The organism is Burkholderia sp. E168m22, assembly GCF_001319805.1.
Taxonomy (GTDB): Bacteria; Pseudomonadota; Gammaproteobacteria; order Burkholderiales; family Burkholderiaceae; genus Burkholderia; species Burkholderia orbicola.
This window is the reverse complement of the sequence record NZ_BBSK01000038.1, coordinates 1-19,842: the sequence shown is the minus strand read 5'-3', so window position 1 is coordinate 19,842 and position 19,842 is coordinate 1. Positions and strand designations below refer to the sequence as shown.

Annotated in this window: 19 protein-coding genes and 1 pseudogene; 14 read left to right on the top strand and 6 right to left on the bottom strand. The window is 68.9% G+C overall.

Features of this window, described 5'->3' with window-relative positions:
- Positions 1 to 23: 23 nt before the first annotated feature.
- A complete protein-coding gene (locus AP428_RS37665; RefSeq protein ID WP_257785890.1) occupies positions 24 to 152 on the bottom strand; it encodes a hypothetical protein in 129 nt (42 codons plus the stop codon).
- Between AP428_RS37665 and pyk the strand changes: the two genes are divergently transcribed.
- The 6 genes from pyk to AP428_RS10715 all read left to right on the top strand — a co-directional run bounded on the left by pyk (position 151) and on the right by AP428_RS10715 (position 6,957).
- Positions 151 to 1,587, top strand: coding sequence for a pyruvate kinase (gene pyk, locus AP428_RS10740; protein WP_054928043.1), 1,437 nt, complete (start codon positions 151 to 153; stop codon positions 1,585 to 1,587). The two genes, AP428_RS37665 and pyk, sit on opposite strands and share 2 nt — an antisense overlap.
- A gap of 315 nt (positions 1,588 to 1,902) precedes the next feature.
- On the top strand, positions 1,903 to 2,967 hold the full coding sequence (gene fba / locus AP428_RS10735) for a class II fructose-bisphosphate aldolase (RefSeq protein ID WP_006481730.1): 1,065 nt from the start codon (positions 1,903 to 1,905) through the stop codon (positions 2,965 to 2,967).
- 234 nt (positions 2,968 to 3,201) lie between these two features.
- Positions 3,202 to 4,092, top strand: coding sequence for a phosphoribosylaminoimidazolesuccinocarboxamide synthase (locus AP428_RS10730; RefSeq protein ID WP_006477945.1), 891 nt, complete (start codon positions 3,202 to 3,204; stop codon positions 4,090 to 4,092).
- Between the two features lie 16 nt (positions 4,093 to 4,108).
- A complete protein-coding gene (purE, locus tag AP428_RS10725; protein ID WP_006477946.1) occupies positions 4,109 to 4,630 on the top strand; it encodes a 5-(carboxyamino)imidazole ribonucleotide mutase in 522 nt (173 codons plus the stop codon).
- A 90-nt stretch (positions 4,631 to 4,720) separates the two neighbouring features.
- Positions 4,721 to 5,917: a 5-(carboxyamino)imidazole ribonucleotide synthase gene (locus AP428_RS10720; protein WP_011546105.1), complete on the top strand. Its 1,197-nt coding sequence runs from the start codon at positions 4,721 to 4,723 to the stop codon at positions 5,915 to 5,917.
- Positions 5,918 to 5,928: 11 nt separating this feature from the next.
- Positions 5,929 to 6,957, top strand: coding sequence for an L-threonylcarbamoyladenylate synthase (locus AP428_RS10715; RefSeq protein WP_011546104.1), 1,029 nt, complete (start codon positions 5,929 to 5,931; stop codon positions 6,955 to 6,957).
- Between the two features lie 98 nt (positions 6,958 to 7,055).
- Here the strand turns inward: AP428_RS10715 and AP428_RS10710 are convergent, their stop codons facing one another.
- The 3 genes from AP428_RS10710 to dacB all read right to left on the bottom strand — a co-directional run bounded on the left by AP428_RS10710 (position 7,056) and on the right by dacB (position 11,071).
- Positions 7,056 to 8,195, bottom strand: coding sequence for an SGNH/GDSL hydrolase family protein (locus AP428_RS10710; RefSeq protein ID WP_011546103.1), 1,140 nt, complete (start codon positions 8,193 to 8,195; stop codon positions 7,056 to 7,058).
- 95 nt (positions 8,196 to 8,290) lie between these two features.
- Positions 8,291 to 9,205 (bottom strand): sterol desaturase family protein, encoded by a 915-nt coding sequence (locus AP428_RS10705; RefSeq protein ID WP_011546102.1) that lies wholly within the window; start codon positions 9,203 to 9,205, stop codon positions 8,291 to 8,293.
- A 333-nt stretch (positions 9,206 to 9,538) separates the two neighbouring features.
- On the bottom strand, positions 9,539 to 11,071 hold the full coding sequence (dacB, locus tag AP428_RS10700; protein ID WP_011546101.1) for a D-alanyl-D-alanine carboxypeptidase/D-alanyl-D-alanine-endopeptidase: 1,533 nt from the start codon (positions 11,069 to 11,071) through the stop codon (positions 9,539 to 9,541).
- Positions 11,072 to 11,254: 183 nt separating this feature from the next.
- Here dacB and AP428_RS10695 point away from each other — a divergent pair, with 183 nt between their 5' ends.
- From AP428_RS10695 to AP428_RS10670, 6 genes are all read left to right on the top strand, one after another.
- Positions 11,255 to 11,917, top strand: a complete 663-nt coding sequence (locus AP428_RS10695) for a response regulator (RefSeq protein WP_006481728.1) — start codon at positions 11,255 to 11,257, stop codon at positions 11,915 to 11,917.
- A 3-nt stretch (positions 11,918 to 11,920) separates the two neighbouring features.
- Positions 11,921 to 13,267 (top strand): ATP-binding protein, encoded by a 1,347-nt coding sequence (locus tag AP428_RS10690; protein WP_011546100.1) that lies wholly within the window; start codon positions 11,921 to 11,923, stop codon positions 13,265 to 13,267.
- A 113-nt stretch (positions 13,268 to 13,380) separates the two neighbouring features.
- A complete protein-coding gene (locus AP428_RS10685) occupies positions 13,381 to 14,862 on the top strand; it encodes a DegQ family serine endoprotease (protein ID WP_006477953.1) in 1,482 nt (493 codons plus the stop codon).
- A 104-nt stretch (positions 14,863 to 14,966) separates the two neighbouring features.
- Positions 14,967 to 15,404 carry a carboxypeptidase-like regulatory domain-containing protein gene (locus tag AP428_RS10680; RefSeq protein WP_011546098.1) on the top strand — a complete coding sequence of 146 codons (438 nt, stop codon included), beginning with the start codon at positions 14,967 to 14,969 and terminating at the stop codon, positions 15,402 to 15,404.
- A 129-nt stretch (positions 15,405 to 15,533) separates the two neighbouring features.
- Positions 15,534 to 15,893, top strand: coding sequence for a DUF427 domain-containing protein (locus AP428_RS10675; RefSeq protein ID WP_006477955.1), 360 nt, complete (start codon positions 15,534 to 15,536; stop codon positions 15,891 to 15,893).
- 28 nt (positions 15,894 to 15,921) lie between these two features.
- Complete coding sequence (locus tag AP428_RS10670) at positions 15,922 to 16,629, top strand: CoxG family protein (protein ID WP_011546097.1); 708 nt, start codon at positions 15,922 to 15,924, stop codon at positions 16,627 to 16,629.
- 56 nt (positions 16,630 to 16,685) lie between these two features.
- Here the strand turns inward: AP428_RS10670 and AP428_RS10665 are convergent, their stop codons facing one another.
- Positions 16,686 to 17,711, bottom strand: a complete 1,026-nt coding sequence (locus AP428_RS10665; protein ID WP_011546096.1) for a helix-turn-helix domain-containing protein — start codon at positions 17,709 to 17,711, stop codon at positions 16,686 to 16,688.
- 152 nt (positions 17,712 to 17,863) lie between these two features.
- Between AP428_RS10665 and AP428_RS10660 the strand changes: the two genes are divergently transcribed.
- Positions 17,864 to 18,529, top strand: a complete 666-nt coding sequence (locus AP428_RS10660; RefSeq protein WP_011546095.1) for a cysteine hydrolase family protein — start codon at positions 17,864 to 17,866, stop codon at positions 18,527 to 18,529.
- Positions 18,530 to 18,572: 43 nt separating this feature from the next.
- On the opposite strand, the gene AP428_RS10655 is transcribed toward AP428_RS10660, so the two are convergent.
- A complete protein-coding gene (locus tag AP428_RS10655) occupies positions 18,573 to 19,214 on the bottom strand; it encodes a TetR family transcriptional regulator (protein WP_006486802.1) in 642 nt (213 codons plus the stop codon).
- 400 nt (positions 19,215 to 19,614) lie between these two features.
- Between AP428_RS10655 and AP428_RS10650 the strand changes: the two are divergent.
- A pseudogene (locus AP428_RS10650) lies at positions 19,615 to 19,842 on the top strand (efflux transporter periplasmic adaptor subunit); the annotation flags it as partial.

The window sequence follows — 19,842 nt, the reverse complement described above, 5'->3', positions numbered from 1 at the left end:
GCGGCCGTGCAGCACCACGAATTTCAGAACAAAGCGATGCCGGGCACCAGCACCGGCACGCTCCCCGGAGCGGCGGCCGCTGGGCCTGCCGCTTCCGGCTCTCGCAGCGTTTCACCCAGCGCATCCACCTTGATCCAGATGAGGAGTTTCATGCAGCGCGCCACCAAGATAGTCGCCACGATCGGCCCGGCATCCAGTTCGCCGGAGATTCTGCTGCAGATGATGCAGGCGGGCCTCGACGTCGTGCGGCTCAATTTTTCGCACGGCACGGCCGACGATCACCGCCAGCGCGCCGAAATGGTGCGTGAGGCCGCCCGCAAGGTCGGGCGCGAGATCGCGATCATGGCCGACCTCCAGGGCCCGAAGATCCGCGTCGGCAAGTTCGAGAACGGCAAGACCACGCTCGTGCCGGGGCAGCCGTTCATTCTCGATGCGGGCTGCGAACTCGGCAACGACGAGCGCGTCGGCCTCGACTACAAGGAGTTGCCGCGCGACCTGAAGCCGGGCGACCTGCTGCTGCTGAACGACGGCCTGATCGTGCTGACCGTCGAGCGCGTGCTCGGCGACGAGATTCACACGACCGTCAGGGTGGGCGGCGAGCTGTCGAACAACAAGGGGATCAACCGCCAGGGCGGCGGCCTGTCGGCGCCGGCGCTGACCGCGAAGGACATGGAAGACATCCGTACCGCGATGTCGCTCGGCGCGGACCTCGTCGCGGTGTCGTTCCCGAAGAATGCGACCGACATGGAAATGGCGCGCCAGCTCGCGAACATCGCGGGCGCGCCGTACGGCATCAAGCCGAAGATGATCGCGAAGATCGAGCGCGCTGAGGCGATTCCGGCGCTGCAGAGCATCCTCGACGCGTCCGACGGCATCATGGTCGCGCGCGGCGACCTCGCGGTGGAAGTCGGCAACGCGGCCGTGCCGGCGCTGCAGAAGCGGATGATCCGGATGGCGCGCGAGTCGAACAAGCTCGTGATCACCGCGACGCAGATGATGGAATCGATGATCTACGCGCCGGTGCCGACCCGTGCGGAAGTATCGGACGTCGCGAACGCGGTGCTCGACGGCACCGACGCGGTGATGCTGTCGGCCGAGACGGCCGCCGGCAAGTATCCGGTCGTCACGATCGAGACGATGGCGGCCGTGTGCGTCGAAGCGGAAAAGTCCGAAGAAGTCGAGCTGGACAAGGATTTCCTCGACCGCACGTTCACGCGGATCGACCAGTCGATCGCGATGGGCGCGCTGTTCACCGCGTATCACCTGGGCGCGAAGGCGATCATCGCACTGACCGAATCGGGCGCGACCGCGCTGTGGATGTCGCGTCACTACACGCACGTGCCGATCTTCGCGCTGACGCCGCGCGTCGGCAGCGAGCGCACGATGGCGCTCTATCGCAACGTGACGCCGCTGCACGTCGACTTCAACAGCGACCGCGATTCGGCGCTGCAGGCGGCGCTCGAGATCGTCGTCAAGCAAGGTTACGTGCAGCATGGCGACATGGTCGTGCTGACCGTCGGCGAGCCGATGGGGCAGGCGGGCGGCACCAACACGCTGAAGATCGTGCGGGTCGGCGAGCACTATTGAGCGCCGGCTAAGCCGCATCGAGCCGGCCCGCGGTCGGCTACCCGGATCGGCCGAAGCTGATCCGTCACCGTTTTTGCACAAAAGCCGCGCGGGGTCCGAAGCCCCGCGCGGCTTTTTTTCTCCTTTTTGGCCGCATTGTGCCGTGCGAACGTAACAAATTGCGAGCGGGGCCCTCCGGGCGGTCGGAATCGGAGGCGCTTCGCGATAAAATGCGGCTATTCGACGCTCAGCCGCGCCGCGCCGTCCCGGTTCAGAGGGGAGCGAGCGCCGCGCCGGCGTCAGGGCGCACCGGTTTTCATTCCAAGGAGTTCCACAATGCCTCTCGTATCAATGCGTCAATTGCTGGACCACGCGGCAGAGCACGGTTACGGCCTGCCGGCCTTCAACGTGAACAACCTGGAGCAGGTCCAGGCGATCATGGCGGCGGCGGATCAGGTCGGCGCGCCCGTGATCATGCAGGCATCGGCCGGCGCGCGTAAGTATGCGGGCGAGCCGTTCCTGCGCCACCTGATCGAAGCGGCGGTCGAATCGTATCCGCACATCCCGGTCGTGATGCACCAGGATCACGGCCAGTCGCCGGCCGTCTGTACGGCCGCGATCCGCAGCGGCTTCACGAGCGTGATGATGGACGGTTCGCTCGAAGCCGACGGCAAGACGGTCGCATCGTACGAGTACAACGTCGACGTATCGCGCAAGGTCGTCGAGATGGCGCACTCGATCGGCGTGACGGTCGAAGCCGAACTCGGCGTGCTCGGCTCGCTCGAGACGATGAAGGGCGACAAGGAGGACGGCCACGGCGCGGAAGGCACGATGACCCGCGAGCAGCTGCTGACCGATCCGGAGCAGGCCGCCGACTTCGTGAAGCTCACGCAGTGCGACGCGCTCGCGATCGCGATCGGTACGTCGCACGGCGCGTACAAGTTTTCGAAGAAGCCGACGGGCGACATCCTGTCGATCCAGCGCATCAAGGAAATCCACGCGCGCATCCCGAACACGCACCTGGTGATGCACGGTTCGTCGTCGGTGCCGCAGGAACTGCTGGCCGAGATCCGCGAATTCGGCGGCGACATGAAGGAAACCTACGGCGTGCCGGTCGAGGAAATCCAAGAAGGCATCAAGCACGGCGTGCGCAAGATCAACATCGACACCGACCTGCGTCTGGCGATCACCGGCGCGATCCGCCGCTACCTGTTCGAGAACCCGGGCAAGTTCGATCCGCGCGACTACCTGAAGCCCGCGCGCGAAGCCGCGAAGAAGGTGTGCGTCGACCGTTACCTCGCGTTCGGCTGCGAAGGCCAGGCCGGCAAGATCAAGCCGGTGTCGCTCGACAAGATCGCCGAGCAGTACAAGTCGGGCGCGCTCGCACAGGTCGTGCGCTGAGACTGTAGTACGATTTGCCCCGCCTGGTTCTGCCGCCGGGCACGGGCTGGCCGCCCGGTCGGCCGGATTCGATCCGGCCCCGGCAGCCGTTCCGTCCGGCCGAACGAGGGCCGGCCGGCAGCCGCCCGGGCGTTGCGCCCGCCGGTTCGCCGACGTATTGCAAGACCGCCGTTCCCGCCTGCCGCGGGGAACGGCGTTTCCCTTTTTGTTTGGCTCCTTATCTGCGAAAAGACGATGTCTACCCTTTACGAATCCACGCTCCGCTCGCTGCCGCTCCTCGGTCGCGGCAAGGTTCGCGATAACTACGCGGTCGGCAACGACAAGCTCCTGATCGTCACGACCGATCGCCTGTCGGCGTTCGACGTGGTGATGGGCGAGCCGATTCCGAACAAGGGCCGCGTGCTGAACCAGATGGCGAACTTCTGGTTCGACAAACTCGCGCACATCGTGCCGAACCATCTGACGGGCGACGCGCCGGAAGCGGTCGTCGCGGCCGACGAGGTCGAGCAGGTGAAGGGCCGCGGCGTGGTCGTCAAGCGCCTCGAGCCGATCATGATCGAAGCGGTCGTGCGCGGCTACCTGGCCGGCAGCGGCTGGAAGGAATACCAGGCGTCGGGCGCCGTGTGCGGCGTGCAGCTGCCGGCGGGCCTGCAGAACGCGCAGAAGCTGCCCGAGCCGATCTTCACGCCGGCCGCGAAGGCCGAGATGGGCGAGCACGACGAGAACATCACGTTCGAGGAAACCGAGCGCCGCATCGGCACCGAGCTGGCCGCGACGATCCGCGACATCTCGATCAAGCTGTACAAGGAAGCGGCCGACTACGCGGCGACGCGCGGCATCATCATCGCCGACACGAAGTTCGAATTCGGCCTCGACAACCACGGCAAGCTGTACCTGATGGACGAAGTGCTGACCGCCGATTCGTCGCGCTTCTGGCCGGCCGACCAGTACGAAGTCGGCACCAATCCGCCGTCGTTCGACAAGCAGTTCGTGCGCGACTGGCTCGAGGCGCAGCCGTGGGGCAAGACGGCGCCGGCGCCGGCGCTGCCGGCCGACGTCGTCGAGAAGACGGCCGCGAAGTACCAGGAAGCGCTCGAGCGCATCACCGGCCAGTCGCTCGCCTGATCGAGGTACCGACGACATGAGCGAAATCCAGACTGCCCACACGCACAGCGCGCCGCTCATCGGCGTGCTGATGGGTTCGAGTTCCGACTGGGACGTGATGAAGCACGCGGTCGCCATCCTGCAGGAATTCGGCGTGCCGTACGAAGCGAAGGTCGTGTCCGCGCACCGGATGCCCGACGAGATGTTCGACTATGCGGAGAAGGCGCGCGAGCGCGGGCTGCGCGCGATCATCGCGGGCGCCGGCGGCGCCGCGCACCTGCCCGGCATGCTGGCCGCGAAGACCACGGTGCCCGTGCTCGGCGTGCCGGTCGCGAGCAAGTACCTGAAGGGAGTCGATTCGCTGCACTCGATCGTGCAGATGCCGAAGGGCGTGCCGGTCGCGACGTTCGCAATCGGCGAGGCCGGCGCCGCGAATGCCGCGTTGTTCGCGGTGTCGATCCTGTCCGGCAACTCGGTCGACTACGCGAACCGGCTCGCCGCGTTCCGCGTGCGCCAGAACGAAGCCGCGCACGCGATGGTGCTGCCGCCGCTGGAATGACGGCATGGCGCGCGGCCGCACGACGCGGCCGGCGCCGGATTTTCCCACTGCGGCGGGCCGTTCCGCGTTCCGCCGCAACCGACCACTGACATGACCGCAACTCCTGATTCCGTTTCCCCGATCCTGCCCGGCGCGTGGCTGGGCATGGTCGGCGGCGGCCAGCTCGGCCGCATGTTCTGCTTTGCCGCCCAGTCGATGGGCTATCGCGTCGCCGTGCTCGATCCCGATCCGGCGAGCCCCGCCGGCGCGGTCGCCGATCGGCACCTGCGCGCGGCGTACGACGACGAAGCCGCGCTTGCCGAACTGGCCGACCTGTGCGAGGCCGTATCGACGGAGTTCGAGAACGTGCCGGCCGCGAGCCTCGATTTCCTCGCGCGCACGACGTTCGTCGCCCCGGCTGGCCGCTGCGTCGCGGTCGCGCAGGACCGGATCGCGGAGAAGCGTTTCATCGAGGCGTCGGGCGTGCCGGTCGCGCCGCACGTCGTGATCGAATCGGCGGCGGCGCTTGCCGCGCTCGACGATGCGGCGCTTGACGCGGTGCTGCCGGGCATCCTGAAGACGGCCCGCCTCGGTTACGACGGCAAGGGCCAGGTGCGCGTCGCCACCGCGCAGGAAGCACGCGACGCGCATGCCGCGCTCGGCGGCGTGCCGTGCGTGCTGGAGAAGCGCCTGCCGCTGAAATACGAAGTGTCGGCGCTGATCGCGCGCGGCGCGGACGGCCGCTCGGCTGCGTTCCCGCTCGCGCAGAACGTGCACCACAACGGCATCCTCGCGCTGACGGTCGTACCGGCGCCGGCCGCCGATGCGGCCCGCGTCGAGGAAGCGCAGCAGGCGGCGATCCGGATCGCCGATACGCTCGGCTACGTCGGCGTGCTGTGCGTCGAGTTCTTCGTGCTGGAGGACGGCTCGTTCGTCGCGAACGAAATGGCGCCGCGCCCGCACAACTCCGGCCACTACACGGTCGATGCGTGCGCAACGAGCCAGTTCGAGCAGCAGGTGCGCGCGATGACGCGCATGCCGCTCGGCAATCCGCGCCAGCATTCGCCGGCCGCGATGCTGAACATCCTCGGCGACGTGTGGTTCCCCAACGGGGCGGCGGCTGACGCCGTCACGCCGCCGTGGGACACGGTCGCCGCGATGCCGGCTGCCCACCTGCACCTGTACGGCAAGGAAGAAGCGCGCGTCGGCCGCAAGATGGGCCACGTGAACTTCACGGCCGAGACGCGCGACGAAGCCGTCGCGGCGGCCACCGCATGCGCGCAGCTGCTGCGCGTGCCGCTCGACTGAGGCGCGGGCCGATGTCCATCGATCTCCCGACGCACGTGACGCCCGCGCAAATCGACGCGGCCGCCGCGCTGCTCGATGCGGGCCAGCTCGTCGCGTTTCCGACCGAAACCGTCTACGGGCTCGGCGGCGATGCAGCGAACCCCGAGGCCGTCGCGCGCATTTACGCGGCGAAGGGGCGGCCCGCGAATCATCCGGTGATCGTGCATCTGCCGCCCGGCGGCGATCCGGGCTACTGGGCCGACGATCTGCCGGCCGACGCGCACGCGCTGATCGAGGCATTCTGGCCGGGGCCGCTCACGCTGATCCTGAAGCGCCACGCGCGCATTCCGGATGCCGTGAGCGGCGGGCAGGATTCGGTCGGGCTGCGCTGTCCGTCGCATCCGGTCGCGCAGGCGCTGCTGGCCGCGTTCAGCGCGCGGCGCGGCGGCCATGGCGGCGTGGCCGCGCCGTCCGCGAACCGGTTCGGCCACGTGAGCCCGACGACCGCGCAACACGTGCGCGACGAATTCGGCGATACCGTGCACGTGCTCGACGGTGGCGCATCCGAAGTCGGCATCGAATCGACGATTCTCGACCTGTCGCGCGGCTTCCCGGCGCTGCTGCGCCCGGGCCACGTGACGCCGCAACAGATCGCCGATGTGCTCGGCCGCGCGCCGAAGCTGCCGGACGGCAGCGATGCGACCGCGCCGCGCGCATCGGGCACGCTGAAAGCGCATTACGCGCCGCGTACGCCGCTCGCGCTGCTGCCGTTCGACGCGCTCGAGCCGTTGCTCGCGGCCGCGCAAACCGACGGCGAACGCGTCGCGCTCGTCGCCCGCGCGTCGCGGGCCGGGCACTGGGCGCAGGCCGACGGCGTGCATTTCATCGCGGCGCCGGAAGATCCGCAGGCCTATGCACGCGACCTGTACGGGATGCTGCGGGCGCTCGACCGCGCGCAGGTCGCGCGCATCCTCATCGAGAAGCTGCCCGAGACCGTCGAATGGATCGCGGTCAACGATCGCCTCGGCCGCGCGGCGGCCGCATTCGAAGCGCGCGACTGACGCATCCGTCCGCATCCGTTCATATCCATCCGCACCAACGAAAAACGCCCGACCGGCGAACCGGTCGGGCGTTTTCGTTTGGGCGCGTGGCCGGCGGCTTACTTGCCGACGCCCGATTTCGCGATCTGCTGCTGGACGTACTGCGCGAACAGCGCATGCAGGTGCGTCGTCGGGTGGACCGTATCGGCGAACATGTAGGTCTGGTCCGCGTTCGCGACCGTGTAGGTCTGCGGCGAGCAGAACAGCGACGAGCCGAACGCGGTCGCGTTCGCGACGCCGTACTGCGTGGCGGCCTGGACCATCGCCTTCAGGTTGCACGCGGTGTCGGTATTCGACACGCTGAAGCCGTTCGCCTGGTAGTTGGCCGCGATGCCGTCCTGCCACGTGAACGCATCGACCACCACATACTTCGTCGGGTCGACCTTCAGCGCGGCGAGCGTGCCGACCAGCGTCTTGTTGAACAGCCCCGACAGTTGCGTGAACGCGGCCTGCGTGCCGCCCTGCAGCGCGAGCGGCGTGCCGCCGATGTCCGGCACGTTCGAGACGAACACGTGCGTCGCGCCTGCCGCGACGATCTGCTGGACGATCCCGCCGAGCTGCTGCGCGGCCAGGCCGATCGCCTGCGCGGCCGCGAGCTGCGCGGCCGGCGTGTTGCCTTGCGCCTGTGCGACCTGGGCCTGGTAGAAGATGTCGTTCGCGCCGCCGTTGATCAGCACGATCTGGCCGGCGTTGAAGCTGCCGTGCTGCGTCAGGTACTGCTTGACCTGGTCCGCGATCGGCGTGGTGGTCGCCTGTGCGTAGTCGGGGTTCGGCACGCTGGCGTCCGCATGGCCGATGCCCGGCTGCAGCGTCACGCGCGAGCCGCCCTGCGCGTAGCCGAGGCCGCCGGTGGCCTGCAGCGGAATGCCGAAGCCGCCCTGGTTCGCGGGCTGCAGCGTGTCGCCGTAGTACTGCGCGACGTCCTGCGTCCAGACCTGGCCCGGGTTGGTCGTGAAGCGGCCGCCGCCGAAGCCGAGCTTGATCTGCGAGTAGGTGCCGACGTCGGACAGGCTGTCGCCGAACGACACGACCTGCATCTTCACGCCCGACGGCGGCGTGTTCGACGCGCTGCTGCCGTTGTTGTCGTCACCGCCGCCGCATGCGGCGAGCAGCGCGAGCGCGGCGCCGGCGATCGCGACCTGCGCGGTGCGCAGCATGCGCAGCCGGCTGCGGGAAGGTGCGTGTTGTTGTGTCTGCATCGTTCGATCTCCTCGTAGATATGGCCTGATGTGTTTCTCATCTGCCGCGTGCCTGCTCGGTTCCGGGCTGCGCGGCGGCCGTTGGCTGAAACGGTTTATCGATCGCGCGCAGCCGCCAGCGGCTCGGTGCGCGGACCCTGGTTCGCGGCCTCGGCAATCTGCGCATGATAAGCGCTCGCCCATTCGGGCGGGCCGAAAATCGCGCGCAGCTTGTTGCGCCATCCGTCGACGCGCAACGCGTCGGACGCCATCGACACCCACTCGTGAAACGTCGCGACGAACGGGTTGTTCGAGCCGAGCCGCTCGACGATGCCGTACTGCGGCGGATCGTCGGGCGTTTCCTCGACATAGCTGCCGAACAGGCGATCCCAGATCACCAGGACGCCTGCGTAATTACGATCGATGTAGCGCGCGTTGCGCGCATGGTGCGCACGGTGGATCGACGGCGTGTTGAGCACGTATTCGAGCCAGCCGAGCTTGCCGATCGCCTGCGTGTGCACGAAGAACTGGAACGCGAGGTTGATCAGCACGATGCCGACGACCTGTTGCGGCGGAAAGCCGGCGAACGCGAGCGGCAGCCAGAACAGCCACATGCCCGCGACCGGGTACATCAGGCTCTGGCGGAAGGCGGTCGAGAAATTCATCCGCTCGGACGAGTGGTGCACGACGTGCGCGGCCCACAGCCAGCGCACGCGATGGCTCGCGCGATGGAATACGTAGTAGAGGAAGTCCTGCGCGACGAACAGCACCGCGAACGACAGCCAGCCGTCGTGCCACGTGTAGACGCGATAGTGCCGGTAGCAGTACGCATAGACGGGAATCACGAACAGCCACGCGAGCTTGTCGGCGCCCTGGTGCATCAGCGCGAGCGCCGCGTTGCACAGCGTGTCGCGCCACGCATAGATGCGGTCCTGCGCACGGGTGCGGGCGAGGTGCCAGGCCTCCCACGCGATGCAGAGCAGGAAGACGGGCGCCAGCGCGAGCAGAAGCAATTCGACGTCGAATCGCATGGGCGTGTGTCTCCTTCGTTCCCCTGCAAGCCATCAGGCCGGGCGTGTGGCCCGTTGTAGATATCGTCAGGCCAACAGCCTACGCAATCGCTACGCGCTAGGCGAGGGGGCAGCGTAGAGGGTTCCCTCTGAGGACAGGGTTTCTACGGAATCCGTACTGCACGGGGCCGGGCGGTGCGGCCCTGCTTTGTGGGAAGGGTGCGCGCGCGGCGCGGCGCGCGAAAGTGACGGGGGCGTTTCAAACCGCGCGGCGCAGGATTTCGCGGGCGGCGCGGTGCGGGAAGTCGCACGGGCCGCCCTGTCAGAGCGGCCCGATGCACGGTGCGCGCACCGTCAGTGCGCGCCCGCGTAGACCCACTCGAGCAGCGTGTCGTGCGCGGCGCGCGCGCCTTCCGCGTGATCGTTGTTGATGAAGCTGACGACGATGTAGCTCTGGCCGTCGGCGCCGGCGACGTAGCCGGCGATCGCCCGCACGTCGCGCAGCGTGCCGGTCTTGATGTGCGCGTTGCCGAGCACGCCCGCGTTGGTGAGGCGGTTCTTCATCGTGCCGTCGATGCCGGCGATCGGCAGCGAATCGACGAACGCCTGCGCGACGGGGCTCGCATTCGCGGCCTGCAGCAGCGCGGCGAGCGACAGCGCGCTCACGTGCTCTTCGCGCGACAGCCCCGAGCCGTTCTCGAGCACGAGGTCGGGCATCGCGATGCCGTTCTTCTGCAGGAACGCCTGGATCGCGCGGCTCGACTGCTCGGGTGTCGCGGGCGGCTTGCCGCTGACCGCGCCGATCGTCAGGAACAGGTTGCGCGCCATCACGTTGTTGCTGAACTTGTTGATGTCGTAGACGATGCTGCCGAGCACCGGGCTGTGATGCACGGCGAGCGGCCGCGCGGTGGTCGGCACCTTGCCTTCGCTCACCGGCCCCGCGATCGTGCCGCCGTCCTGCTGCCACAGCGCGAGGAAGCCGCGCGCGAAGAAGGTCGTGTGATCGAGGATCGCGAGGTTGGTCGTGTGCGCGCCGCAGCGCAGCGGGTAGTCGCCGGCGAACGACGCGGTCATGATCCCGCCGCCGGCCGTCAGCGTCGGGCGCGCGGCCGCCGCGGCCGCGCTGCACGAGCCCGAGCCTTCGACGAGCTGGTTGTCGATCGACAGATCCGCGAGCGGCGGCAGCACGTCGACGGCGACCTTGCCGTCCTCGCCCGGCGTGACCGTGAACGACACGGCCTTGAACGCGTACAGCAGCGGATCGGGGCCGACGTTGTACGGCGCGCTGGCATCGTCGTCGAACGACGGCAGGTCGCGCGTCGACGCCGCGAAGTAGCTCTTGTCGAGCACGAGGCCGCCGGCCACGCGCTTGACGCCGGCCTTGCGCAGCTTGTCGACGAGGTCGATCAGCTCCTCGGGCACGAGCTTCGGATCGCCGGTGCCCTTGATGTACAGGTTGCCCTGCAGCGTGCCGTCGGGGTCGATCGTGCCGTCCGTGTACGCGGTGGTGCGCCAGCGGTAGTCGGGGCCGAGGATCGACAGGCCCGAGAAGGTCGTCACGAGCTTCATCGTCGAGGCCGGCAGCATCGGCCGGCTCGCATTCCATGCGATCAGCGGTTGCGGATCGCCGACGCGCTCGACCACGACGCTCATCGCCGATGCCGGCACCTTCGCGCGCTGCAGCGCGACGAGCACGGAGGCCGGTAGCCCGGCCGCGCGCGCGGCGGGCGACACGACGGCGGTCTTGCGCGCTTCCTTGTGGGATTTCTTGCGGGCCTGCGCGGACGGCGCGAACGCGAGGGCCGTGCAGGTGGCGACGACGGCGGCCGCCCGCAGGCAGGCGCGGGCGCGAGGGACGAACCGGGCGGAAAGATCGGAAATCGGCATGGGCGAATACGGGAAAAGCAGGGGCTCGGGCAGGACGCGCGGGGGCGCCGAAGCGCACATTGTAGAGACAAGTCGGGGCAGGCCCCTTGCAATCCGCCTTACTGTTGCATTGCACGCCGCGCACGCGATTCGCGGCGCTACAATGGTCGCCGTGTTTGACTCGCCCCATGGATGCGTGGCCCGATGCGGATTCTGCTTGTCGAAGATGATCGAATGATTGCCGAGGGCGTGCGCAAGGCGCTGCGCTCGGACGGCTTTGCGGTCGACTGGGTGCAGGACGGCGACGCCGCGCTCACCGCGCTCGGCGGCGAGACGTACGATCTGCTGCTGCTCGATCTCGGCCTGCCGAAGCGCGACGGCATCGACGTGCTGCGCACGCTGCGCGGGCGCGGGCTCGCGCTGCCGGTGCTGATCGTCACCGCGCGCGATGCCGTCGCCGATCGCGTGAAGGGGCTCGACGCGGGCGCCGACGACTACCTCGTCAAGCCGTTCGATCTCGACGAGCTGGGCGCGCGGATGCGCGCGCTGATCCGCCGCCAGGCCGGGCGCAGCGAGTCGCTGATCCGCCACGGCGCGCTGACGCTCGATCCCGCGTCGCACCAGGTGACGCTCGACGGTGCGCCCGTCGCGCTGTCCGCACGCGAGTTCGCGCTGCTCGAGGCGCTGCTCGCGCGGCCGGGCGCGGTGCTGTCGAAGAGCCAGCTCGAGGAAAAGATGTACGGCTGGGGCGAGGAGATCGGCAGCAACACGGTCGAGGTCTACATCCACGCGCTGCGCAAGAAGCTCGGCTCGGACCTGATCCGCAACGTGCGCGGGCTCGGCTACATGGTCGTCAAGGAAAGCTGACGCGTGCGGTCGATTCGTCATCAATTGCTGATCTGGCTGCTCGCGATCGTCGTCGCGGGCGTGGGCATGGCGGGCTGGCTCATCTACCGGCAGGCGCTCGCGGAAGCGAACGAGCTGTTCGACTACCAGTTGCAGGAAATCGCCGCGGCGCTGCCGTCCGAACCGTTCTCGCAGGTGTTCGGCTCGCGCACCAACGGCGACGAAGGCATCGTGATCCAGATCTGGAACCGCAACGGCGTGCTGATGTACTTCTCGCATCCGCGCGCGCCGATCGCGCCGCGCGCGGAGCTCGGCTTCTCGACTGAGCGCACCGATCGCGGCGAATGGCGCGTGTACGGGGCGATCGTCGGCGACAACGTCGTGCAGCTCGCGCAGCCGCTGTCGGTGCGCAACCGGCTGGCGGCGAACGTCGCGCTGCGCACGCTGTGGCCGCTGATCGTGCTGCTGCCGTTCCTCGGCGCGGCCGTGTGGGGAATCGTCGGGCGCGGGCTCGCGCCGCTCGGCCGCGTGACGCGCGCGGTCGAGGCGCGCCGGCCGGAAGCGCTCGATTCGCTGCCCGACGCGCGCCTGCCGCTCGAGGTGCAGCCGCTCGTGCGGGCGCTGAACGGGCTGCTCGCGCGGCTGGCGGCGGCGCTCGACACGCAGAAGGCGTTCGTCGCCGATGCCGCGCACGAGTTGCGCACGCCGCTCGCGGCCGTGCAGATCCAGGCGCAGCTCGTCGCCCGCGCGAAGGACGACGCATCGCGCCGCGAGGCGATCGCGGATCTCCAGGACGGCGTGTCGCGCGCGACGCGTCTCACCGAGCAACTGCTCGCGCTCGCGCGCGCCGAACCGGACGGCGCGACGATGCGCGAACCGGTCGACCTGCAGGCGCTGCTCGCCGAATGCGTGGCCGCGCATGCGCCGCTCGCGCAGCGGCACGACATCGATCTCGGCTTCGAGGAAACCCGCGCGGCGAGCGTCGTCGCGGACGTCGGCGCGCTGCGCGTGATGTTCGGCAACCTGCTCGACAACGCGGTGAAGTACACGCCGGACGGCGGCCGCATCGACGTGTCGCTGACGCGCGACGCGGCTGGCCGCGCGTGCGTGCAGATCGCCGACAGCGGGCCGGGCATTCCGGCCGACGAGCGCGAGCGCGTGTTCGACCGCTTCTATCGCGACAGCTCGGCGCGGGCACGCACCGACGTGTCGGGCAGCGGGCTCGGGCTCGCGATCGTCAAGCGCGTGGCGGCGCAGCAGGGCGCGACGGTGTCGCTCGGCGATGCAGCCGCGGGCGGCCTGCTCGTCAGCGTCGTGTTCCGCGATGCCGAGATGCCGGCCCCGGCCCCGCAGCCTTCCGAATCTGCCTGAAGGGCGGTGTGCCGGCCGGATGCCGGCAGCCGCTTAAGCCCCGCTTAAGGCTGATTAAGCCTCCTTTAAGTCAGGGTCGTTACGCTGCGTCCTAACAACGAGGAGGTCCTACGATGAACACCCGATTCCTTGCGCGCGGCACCGTCGCGGTCGCCGTGGCGGCCGCCCTGTCGGCAGGCTATTTCGCCGGTACCCGCCGCGCCGATCCGCAGATCATCACGCCCGCGCAGGCCGCGATGATGCCGGCCGAAGCCGCGGCCAAGACCGGCATTCCCGATTTCTCCGGGCTCGTCGAGACGTACGGCCCGGCGGTCGTGAACATCAGCGCGAAGCACGTCGTGAAGCAGGTGTCGCGGCGCGCGCCGCAGCCGCAACTGCCGATCGATCCGAGCGACCCGTTCTACCAGTTCTTCAAGCACTTCTACGGCCAGGTGCCGGGCATGGGCGGCGACGCGCAGCCGGACGACCAGCCGAGCGCGAGCCTCGGGTCGGGCTTCATCGTCAGCGCCGACGGGTACATCCTCACCAACGCGCACGTGATCGACGGCGCGAACGTCGTCACGGTCAAGCTGACCGACAAGCGCGAATACAAGGCGAAGGTCGTCGGCTCCGACAAGCAGTCCGACGTCGCCGTGCTGAAGATCGACGCGAGCGGCCTGCCGACCGTGAAGATCGGCGACCCGGCGCAGAGCAAGGTCGGCCAGTGGGTCGTCGCGATCGGCTCGCCGTACGGCTTCGACAACACGGTCACGTCGGGCATCATCAGCGCGAAGTCGCGCGCGCTGCCGGACGAGAACTACACGCCGTTCATCCAGACCGACGTGCCGGTGAACCCCGGCAACTCGGGCGGCCCGCTGTTCAACCTGCAGGGCGAGGTGATCGGTATCAACTCGATGATCTACTCGCAGACGGGCGGCTTCCAGGGCCTGTCGTTCGCGATCCCGATCAACGAGGCGATCAAGGTGAAGGACGAGCTCGTGAAGACGGGCCACGTGAGCCGCGGCCGTCTCGGCGTGGCCGTGCAGGGGCTGAACCAGACGCTCGCGAGCTCGTTCGGGCTGCAGAAGCCGGACGGCGCGCTCGTCAGCTCGGTCGACCCCAACGGCCCGGCCGCGAAGGCCGGCCTGCAGCCGGGCGACGTGATCCTGTCGGTCAACGGTTCGCCGGTCGCCGATTCGACGTCGCTGCCCGCGCAGATCGCGAACCTGAAGCCGGGTTCGAAGGCCGACCTGCAGATCTGGCGCGACAAGTCGAAGAAGTCGATCAGCGTGACGCTCGGCGCGATGGCCGATGCGAAGCTCGCGTCGAACGACGGCGGGCCGGTGGAGCAGGGGCGCCTGGGTGTCGCGGTGCGGCCGCTGTCGCCTCAGGAGCGCACCGCCGACAACCTGTCGCACGGCCTGATCGTGCAGCAGGCCGGCGGGCCGGCCGCCAACGCGGGCATCCAGCCGGGCGACGTGATTCTCGCGGTCAACGGCCGCCCGGTCACGAGCCCGGAGCAATTGCGCGACGCGGTGAAGGGCGCGGGCAACAGTCTTGCTCTGCTGATCCAGCGCGATAATGCACAGATCTTCGTGCCGGTCGACCTGAGCTGACCGGCCACGGCCGACGGCCGGCCTGGCCGGCCGCGGCGGGCGCCGCCGCCGTTCGATCGCGCGACGCCGCGCCCCGTATGTGTTCCGACCCCAAGGAGAGAGCCATGCAATATCTACGCAACGTGTCCCGATTTGCCGTTGCCGCGGCGCTGACCGCCGGCCTCGCAGCCGGTGCGACCGGCGCGTATGCGCAGTCGGACGGCTTGCCCGCCGCGCGCCAGCAGGGCGATGTCACCTTCGTGTCCGGCGGCGTCGGGCAGGACGAATCGACGGCGTTCCAGCGCAGCGAGTCGCAGTGGCCGCTGGCGCTGCGCTTCACCGGCAAGGGCGGCGAGTTCCTGGCCGACGTGCATGTCCGGATCGTCGACGGCAAGGGCGCCGAAGTGCTGAAAACCGATGCGCGCGGGCCGTACATGCTCGTGAAGGTGCCGCCGGGGCGCTATACGGTGCATGCGTCGTACCAGGGCAGCGACGAATCGCGCGCCGTCACGGTCGGCGCGAAGGGCGGCGCGAAAGCCGCGTTCCAGTGGAGTGCGCAGTAGCCCGCCGCGTGCGGCCGGGCCCCCGGTCGCGCAATCGGACGAAGTTTCGCCCATAATGAAAGCCACGGCATGCGTGCCGTGGCTTTTTCGTTTCCTGCCCCGGCCAGGCGGCCGCCCGAAGGAGAAACGATGTCCGATGCAGCCGATCCTCGACTCGAAATCGTGCCGAACCGTCATCGCGTGCGCGTGATCCATCGCGGCATCACCTATGCCGATTCGCACGGTGCGCTGACCGTGCGCGAGGCGGGGCTCCCGGACATCCATTACCTGCCGCGCGGCGACGTCAACATGCGCCGGCTCGTGAAATCGGGCGTCACGACGGCCTGCCCGTTCAGGGGGCAGGCCGTGCATTTCGACTTGCAGACGGAAGACGGCGTGATCGAGAACGCCGCATGGAGTTACGAAGAACCGAAGGAGGCGGCGGCCGTGCTTGCGCACTACGTCGCGTTCGATGTCGCGCGGGTCGACAGTCTCGTCGAGACGTCCTGATGCGACGCGCGTTCATCGGGGAGGTGTCATGGAACTGAACGACACGTTACGCGTACCGCTCGCGCCGCCTGTCGTGCGGGATGCGCTGGAGGATCTCGCGCTGCTGCGGGCGAGTTTCGATCATTGCGAATCGTTCGTGAAACTCGCGCACGGCGAGTTCGCGTTGACCATCACCGTGCCGCTCGGCCCGCTGCGCGCCCGCTACGACGTGCGCGCGCATGCGGCCGCCGAGCAGGGCGACGCCGAAGGTCAGCCGCGCCGCGTGCTCAACTTCAAGGCGCGGGCCGACGGCCTCGGCGCGCTGCGCGGCCAAGTCGAACTCGTGCTGATGCCGGATGGCGACGCGAGCGCCACGCGAATCGAGTACGTGGTCTGGGCGACGGCGAGCGGGCCGCTCGCCGAACTGCCGGGGCGGCAGATCGACAATGCGCTGCGCGAATGGACCGACACGTTCTTTCGCGAGTTCTGCGCGGTCGTGCAGGCGAAACACGGTCTCGCGCCGAATCGCGCGAGCGCCGCCGCGCCGCGCCGCCAGCATGTATTTCTGCGGCCGGCATCGCTGGTGGCCGCGACGAAGCGTTCGCTGCCGCATCATCTCGGCGGCGCGCTGAGCGGACGTGCCGCGAGCGCGCTCCCGCATCGCGATTCCGGCACGGTGCCCGTGTGGGCCTGGGCGGCGATGATCGTGTTCGTCGCGCTGCTGCTGTACGCGGCGCGCTGGATCAACGGCGGCTGATCGGCGATCGGCCGCCCGGTTCCGCTTCCCGGCCTGTTCGCGGCCCGCAGCGGGCGTCACTGCGCCGCGTCGGCACCGGCTCCGGCGCCGCGAAATTCCCTTCGATACGCAGACGGCGACGTGCCGAGCGCGCCCGCGAAATGCTGGCGCAGCGACACGCTCGAGCCGTAGCCGGCTGCCTGCGCGATCGCGTCGATCGATTGTCCGGTGGTTTCGAGCAGATGCTGCGCGCGCGCGAGCCGCTCGGCCTGCAGCCATGCGGTGACGGTCGTGCCCGTCGCCTGGCGGAAGTGGCGCGTGAACGTGCGCCGGCTCATGAGCACGCGTTCGGCGAGCGAATCGACGCTGTGCGCGGCGTCGAGATGGGCGCGCACCCAGTCGAGCAACCCCGCGAGCCGCGCGTCGCGCGGATGCGCGGCGACTGGCTGCGGCACGTACTGGGCCTGTCCGCCCTGGCGGTGCGGCGGGATCACGAGGCGGCGCGCGATCCGGTTCGCGGCGTCCGAGCCGAAGCGCCGCCGCACGACGTGCAGGCAGCAGTCGAGGCCTGCCGCCGTGCCGGCCGACGTCATCAGGTTGCCGTCGTTCACGTACAGCACGTCGGGATCGAGTTTCACGCGCGGAAAGCGCCGGGCGAAATCGTCGGCCCACGCCCAGTGCGTGGTGGCCGGGCGGCCCTCGAGCAGGCCGGCCGCGGCGAGCACGTAGGCGCCGAGGCACAGGCCGACGAGCTCCGCGCCGCGCGCGGCGACCGCGCGGACCGCATCGAGCAGCGCGTCGGGCGGCACTTCGTCCGGGTCCCGCCAGGAAGGCACGATGACGATGTCTGCATCGTCGAGCGCATCGAGCCCGTACGGTGCGGTGATCGTGAAGCCACCCGTCGTCGCGAGCGGGCCGCGCTCGGCCGAGCAGACGCGGAACTCGAATGCGGGCGACGCGGCCGCGTCGCGTTCCTTGCCGAACACGACCGACGGCACCGACAGATGGAACGGGCTGATGCCGTCGTACGCGATCACGGCGACGACGGTCGGTACGGACGGGGCGGATGGGGTGGATGGCGTGAACGGGGCGGTGGCGAGCATGACGGGCTCCGGCAAGGCGATGGCCCGATTCTATCGAAGAATGGCTATCGGGCCACTATCGGCACAAGCCGCCCGGCTCGACAATGCATCGCATCGCACTGCTGGCCGCCCCGCTCCGGGGCGGGGCAGCGCCTCCCGACCAGGAGCCCGCCATGTCGACCGCCGTTCCGCATTCCACTTCCCGTCCTGTTGCCCGCCGTGCACTGATCGTGATCGACGTGCAGAACGAATACGTGACGGGCAACCTGCCGATCGAATATCCGCCGCTCGACGTGTCGCTCGCGAACATCGGCCGCGCGATCGACGCCGCGCACGCGACCGGCGTGCCGGTGATCGTGGTTCAGCACGTCGCGCCGGCCGGCGCGCCGATCTTCGCGCCCGGTAGCGATGGCGTCGCGCTGCACGCGGTGGTGGCCAGCCGGCCGTACGCGCACCTGATCGAGAAGGCGCAGGCGAGCTCGTTCGCCGGCACCGATCTCGCCGCGTGGCTCGACGCGCACGGAATCGACACGCTCGCGGTGGCCGGCTACATGACGCACAACTGCAATGCGTCGACGGTCTATCACGCGGCGCATGCGGGGCTGAAGGTCGAATACCTGAACGACGCGACGGGCGCGCTGCCTTACGAGAACGAAGCGGGAGCGGTAAGCGCCGAAGAGATTCACCGCGCGTATGGCGTGGTGTTCCAGTCGAATTTCGCGGCGGTGATGTCGACCGACACGTGGATCGCGGGGCTGGCCGGCGCGCCGATGCCGGCGCGCGATTCGGTGGCCGCGTCGAACCGGCGGGCCCGCGCGCAGCGCGCGAAGGCGGCCTGACGCGGCACGGTGACGGCGGCGGGGCGCGCCATGCGCCGGGTGGTCAGTCGCGATCCTTCAGCATCGCCGGGCTGTAGCGCAGCATGTCGAAGCAGCCGTCGACGAGTTTTTCCGCATGCTGCTCGGCGTCGATCTCGTCGGGCAGCATCAGCATGTCGCGCACGAACCCGCTGACGAGCGTGTGCAGCATCAGCGTCGCGCGCCACGTGTCGAGCCGCTCGGGCAGCAGCTTGAGCCCCACGGCCACCGCGAGATCGGCGTCGATCATGTGCAGCGCCTCGCTCATCCCCGCGCGGTTGCGCTGCAGCAGCGGCTCCATGTCCGCGACGTATTCGCACTTCATGAACAGGATGCTGAACACGCGGCGCAGCTGCGGGTCGCGCTGCACGCCGAGCAGGCACCAGATCAGGATCTGGCGCACCTTCTCGAGCGGATTGCCGCCCGGCGCGTCGAGCGGCATCCGTTTCAGTTCGTCGATCGGCAGGAACACGCGGTCGAACATCGCATCGAACAGTTCGCTCTTGTTCGCGAAATGCCAGTAGATCGCGCCGCGCGTCACGCCGGCGTGCTGGGCGATGTCCGCGAGCGACGTGTGCGACACGCCTTTCTCGAAGAACACGTGTTCGGCGGCGTCGAGAATGCGGTTGCGCGTCTCGAGCGCCTCCTCCTTGGTACGTCTGACCATGTGCAGGCCTGATTGGATCGATCTTGAGTGAATATGGGGTCCGCAACCCCTCGTCACCGTCATGCAGACAGGCTATGCTTGCTGCGGGTAACAATCTGTAAGACTGGGCCGCGGGCGGAATACAAACGGGCTTTTTACATACATTCGTGAATGTATATACAATACCACCCTACGATCGAATGACCCAAGTGGCAATCAGTTAATATCCCACTCTGCTGATTCCCGCCCTAGTACCAGTCCGCAGTTCGCGGCATCCCCGTCGGCACGGAGGTCTCGTGCCGACGTGCTGTATCTGGCAGTCCAGTAATTCAGGTGTTCGATCAGCGCCGCGAGGCGCATCCGTGTTGCGCTCGGGTCGGGCGCGGCACTTATTCCATTGGTTATACACAGAGGTCGCTCCATGCGCGTCGAACGGGTTCCATACCGCTTAATCACTGTCGCGACGGCCGCCGTTTTCCTGGCCGCGTGCGGGAAAAAAGAATCGGCACCGCCGCCGCAAACGCCGGAAGTCGGCGTCGTCACCGTCCAGCCGCAAGCCGTACCGGTCTTCACCGACCTGCCGGGCCGCACCAGTGCATTCCTCGTCGCGCAAGTGCGTGCGCGGGTCGACGGCATCGTGCTGCGCCGT

Coding starts and splice junctions, on each gene's coding strand:
- pyk (WP_054928043.1), top strand. CDS start 151: ATGCAGCGCGCCACCAAGATAGTCGCCACGATCGGCCCGGCATCCAGT.
- AP428_RS37665 (WP_257785890.1), bottom strand. CDS start 152: ATGAAACTCCTCATCTGGATCAAGGTGGATGCGCTGGGTGAAACGCTG.
- fba (WP_006481730.1), top strand. CDS start 1,903: ATGCCTCTCGTATCAATGCGTCAATTGCTGGACCACGCGGCAGAGCAC.
- AP428_RS10730 (WP_006477945.1), top strand. CDS start 3,202: ATGTCTACCCTTTACGAATCCACGCTCCGCTCGCTGCCGCTCCTCGGT.
- purE (WP_006477946.1), top strand. CDS start 4,109: ATGAGCGAAATCCAGACTGCCCACACGCACAGCGCGCCGCTCATCGGC.
- AP428_RS10720 (WP_011546105.1), top strand. CDS start 4,721: ATGACCGCAACTCCTGATTCCGTTTCCCCGATCCTGCCCGGCGCGTGG.
- AP428_RS10715 (WP_011546104.1), top strand. CDS start 5,929: ATGTCCATCGATCTCCCGACGCACGTGACGCCCGCGCAAATCGACGCG.
- AP428_RS10710 (WP_011546103.1), bottom strand. CDS start 8,195: ATGCAGACACAACAACACGCACCTTCCCGCAGCCGGCTGCGCATGCTG.
- AP428_RS10705 (WP_011546102.1), bottom strand. CDS start 9,205: ATGCGATTCGACGTCGAATTGCTTCTGCTCGCGCTGGCGCCCGTCTTC.
- dacB (WP_011546101.1), bottom strand. CDS start 11,071: ATGCCGATTTCCGATCTTTCCGCCCGGTTCGTCCCTCGCGCCCGCGCC.
- AP428_RS10695 (WP_006481728.1), top strand. CDS start 11,255: ATGCGGATTCTGCTTGTCGAAGATGATCGAATGATTGCCGAGGGCGTG.
- AP428_RS10685 (WP_006477953.1), top strand. CDS start 13,381: ATGAACACCCGATTCCTTGCGCGCGGCACCGTCGCGGTCGCCGTGGCG.
- AP428_RS10680 (WP_011546098.1), top strand. CDS start 14,967: ATGCAATATCTACGCAACGTGTCCCGATTTGCCGTTGCCGCGGCGCTG.
- AP428_RS10675 (WP_006477955.1), top strand. CDS start 15,534: ATGTCCGATGCAGCCGATCCTCGACTCGAAATCGTGCCGAACCGTCAT.
- AP428_RS10670 (WP_011546097.1), top strand. CDS start 15,922: ATGGAACTGAACGACACGTTACGCGTACCGCTCGCGCCGCCTGTCGTG.
- AP428_RS10665 (WP_011546096.1), bottom strand. CDS start 17,711: ATGCTCGCCACCGCCCCGTTCACGCCATCCACCCCATCCGCCCCGTCC.
- AP428_RS10660 (WP_011546095.1), top strand. CDS start 17,864: ATGTCGACCGCCGTTCCGCATTCCACTTCCCGTCCTGTTGCCCGCCGT.
- AP428_RS10655 (WP_006486802.1), bottom strand. CDS start 19,214: ATGGTCAGACGTACCAAGGAGGAGGCGCTCGAGACGCGCAACCGCATT.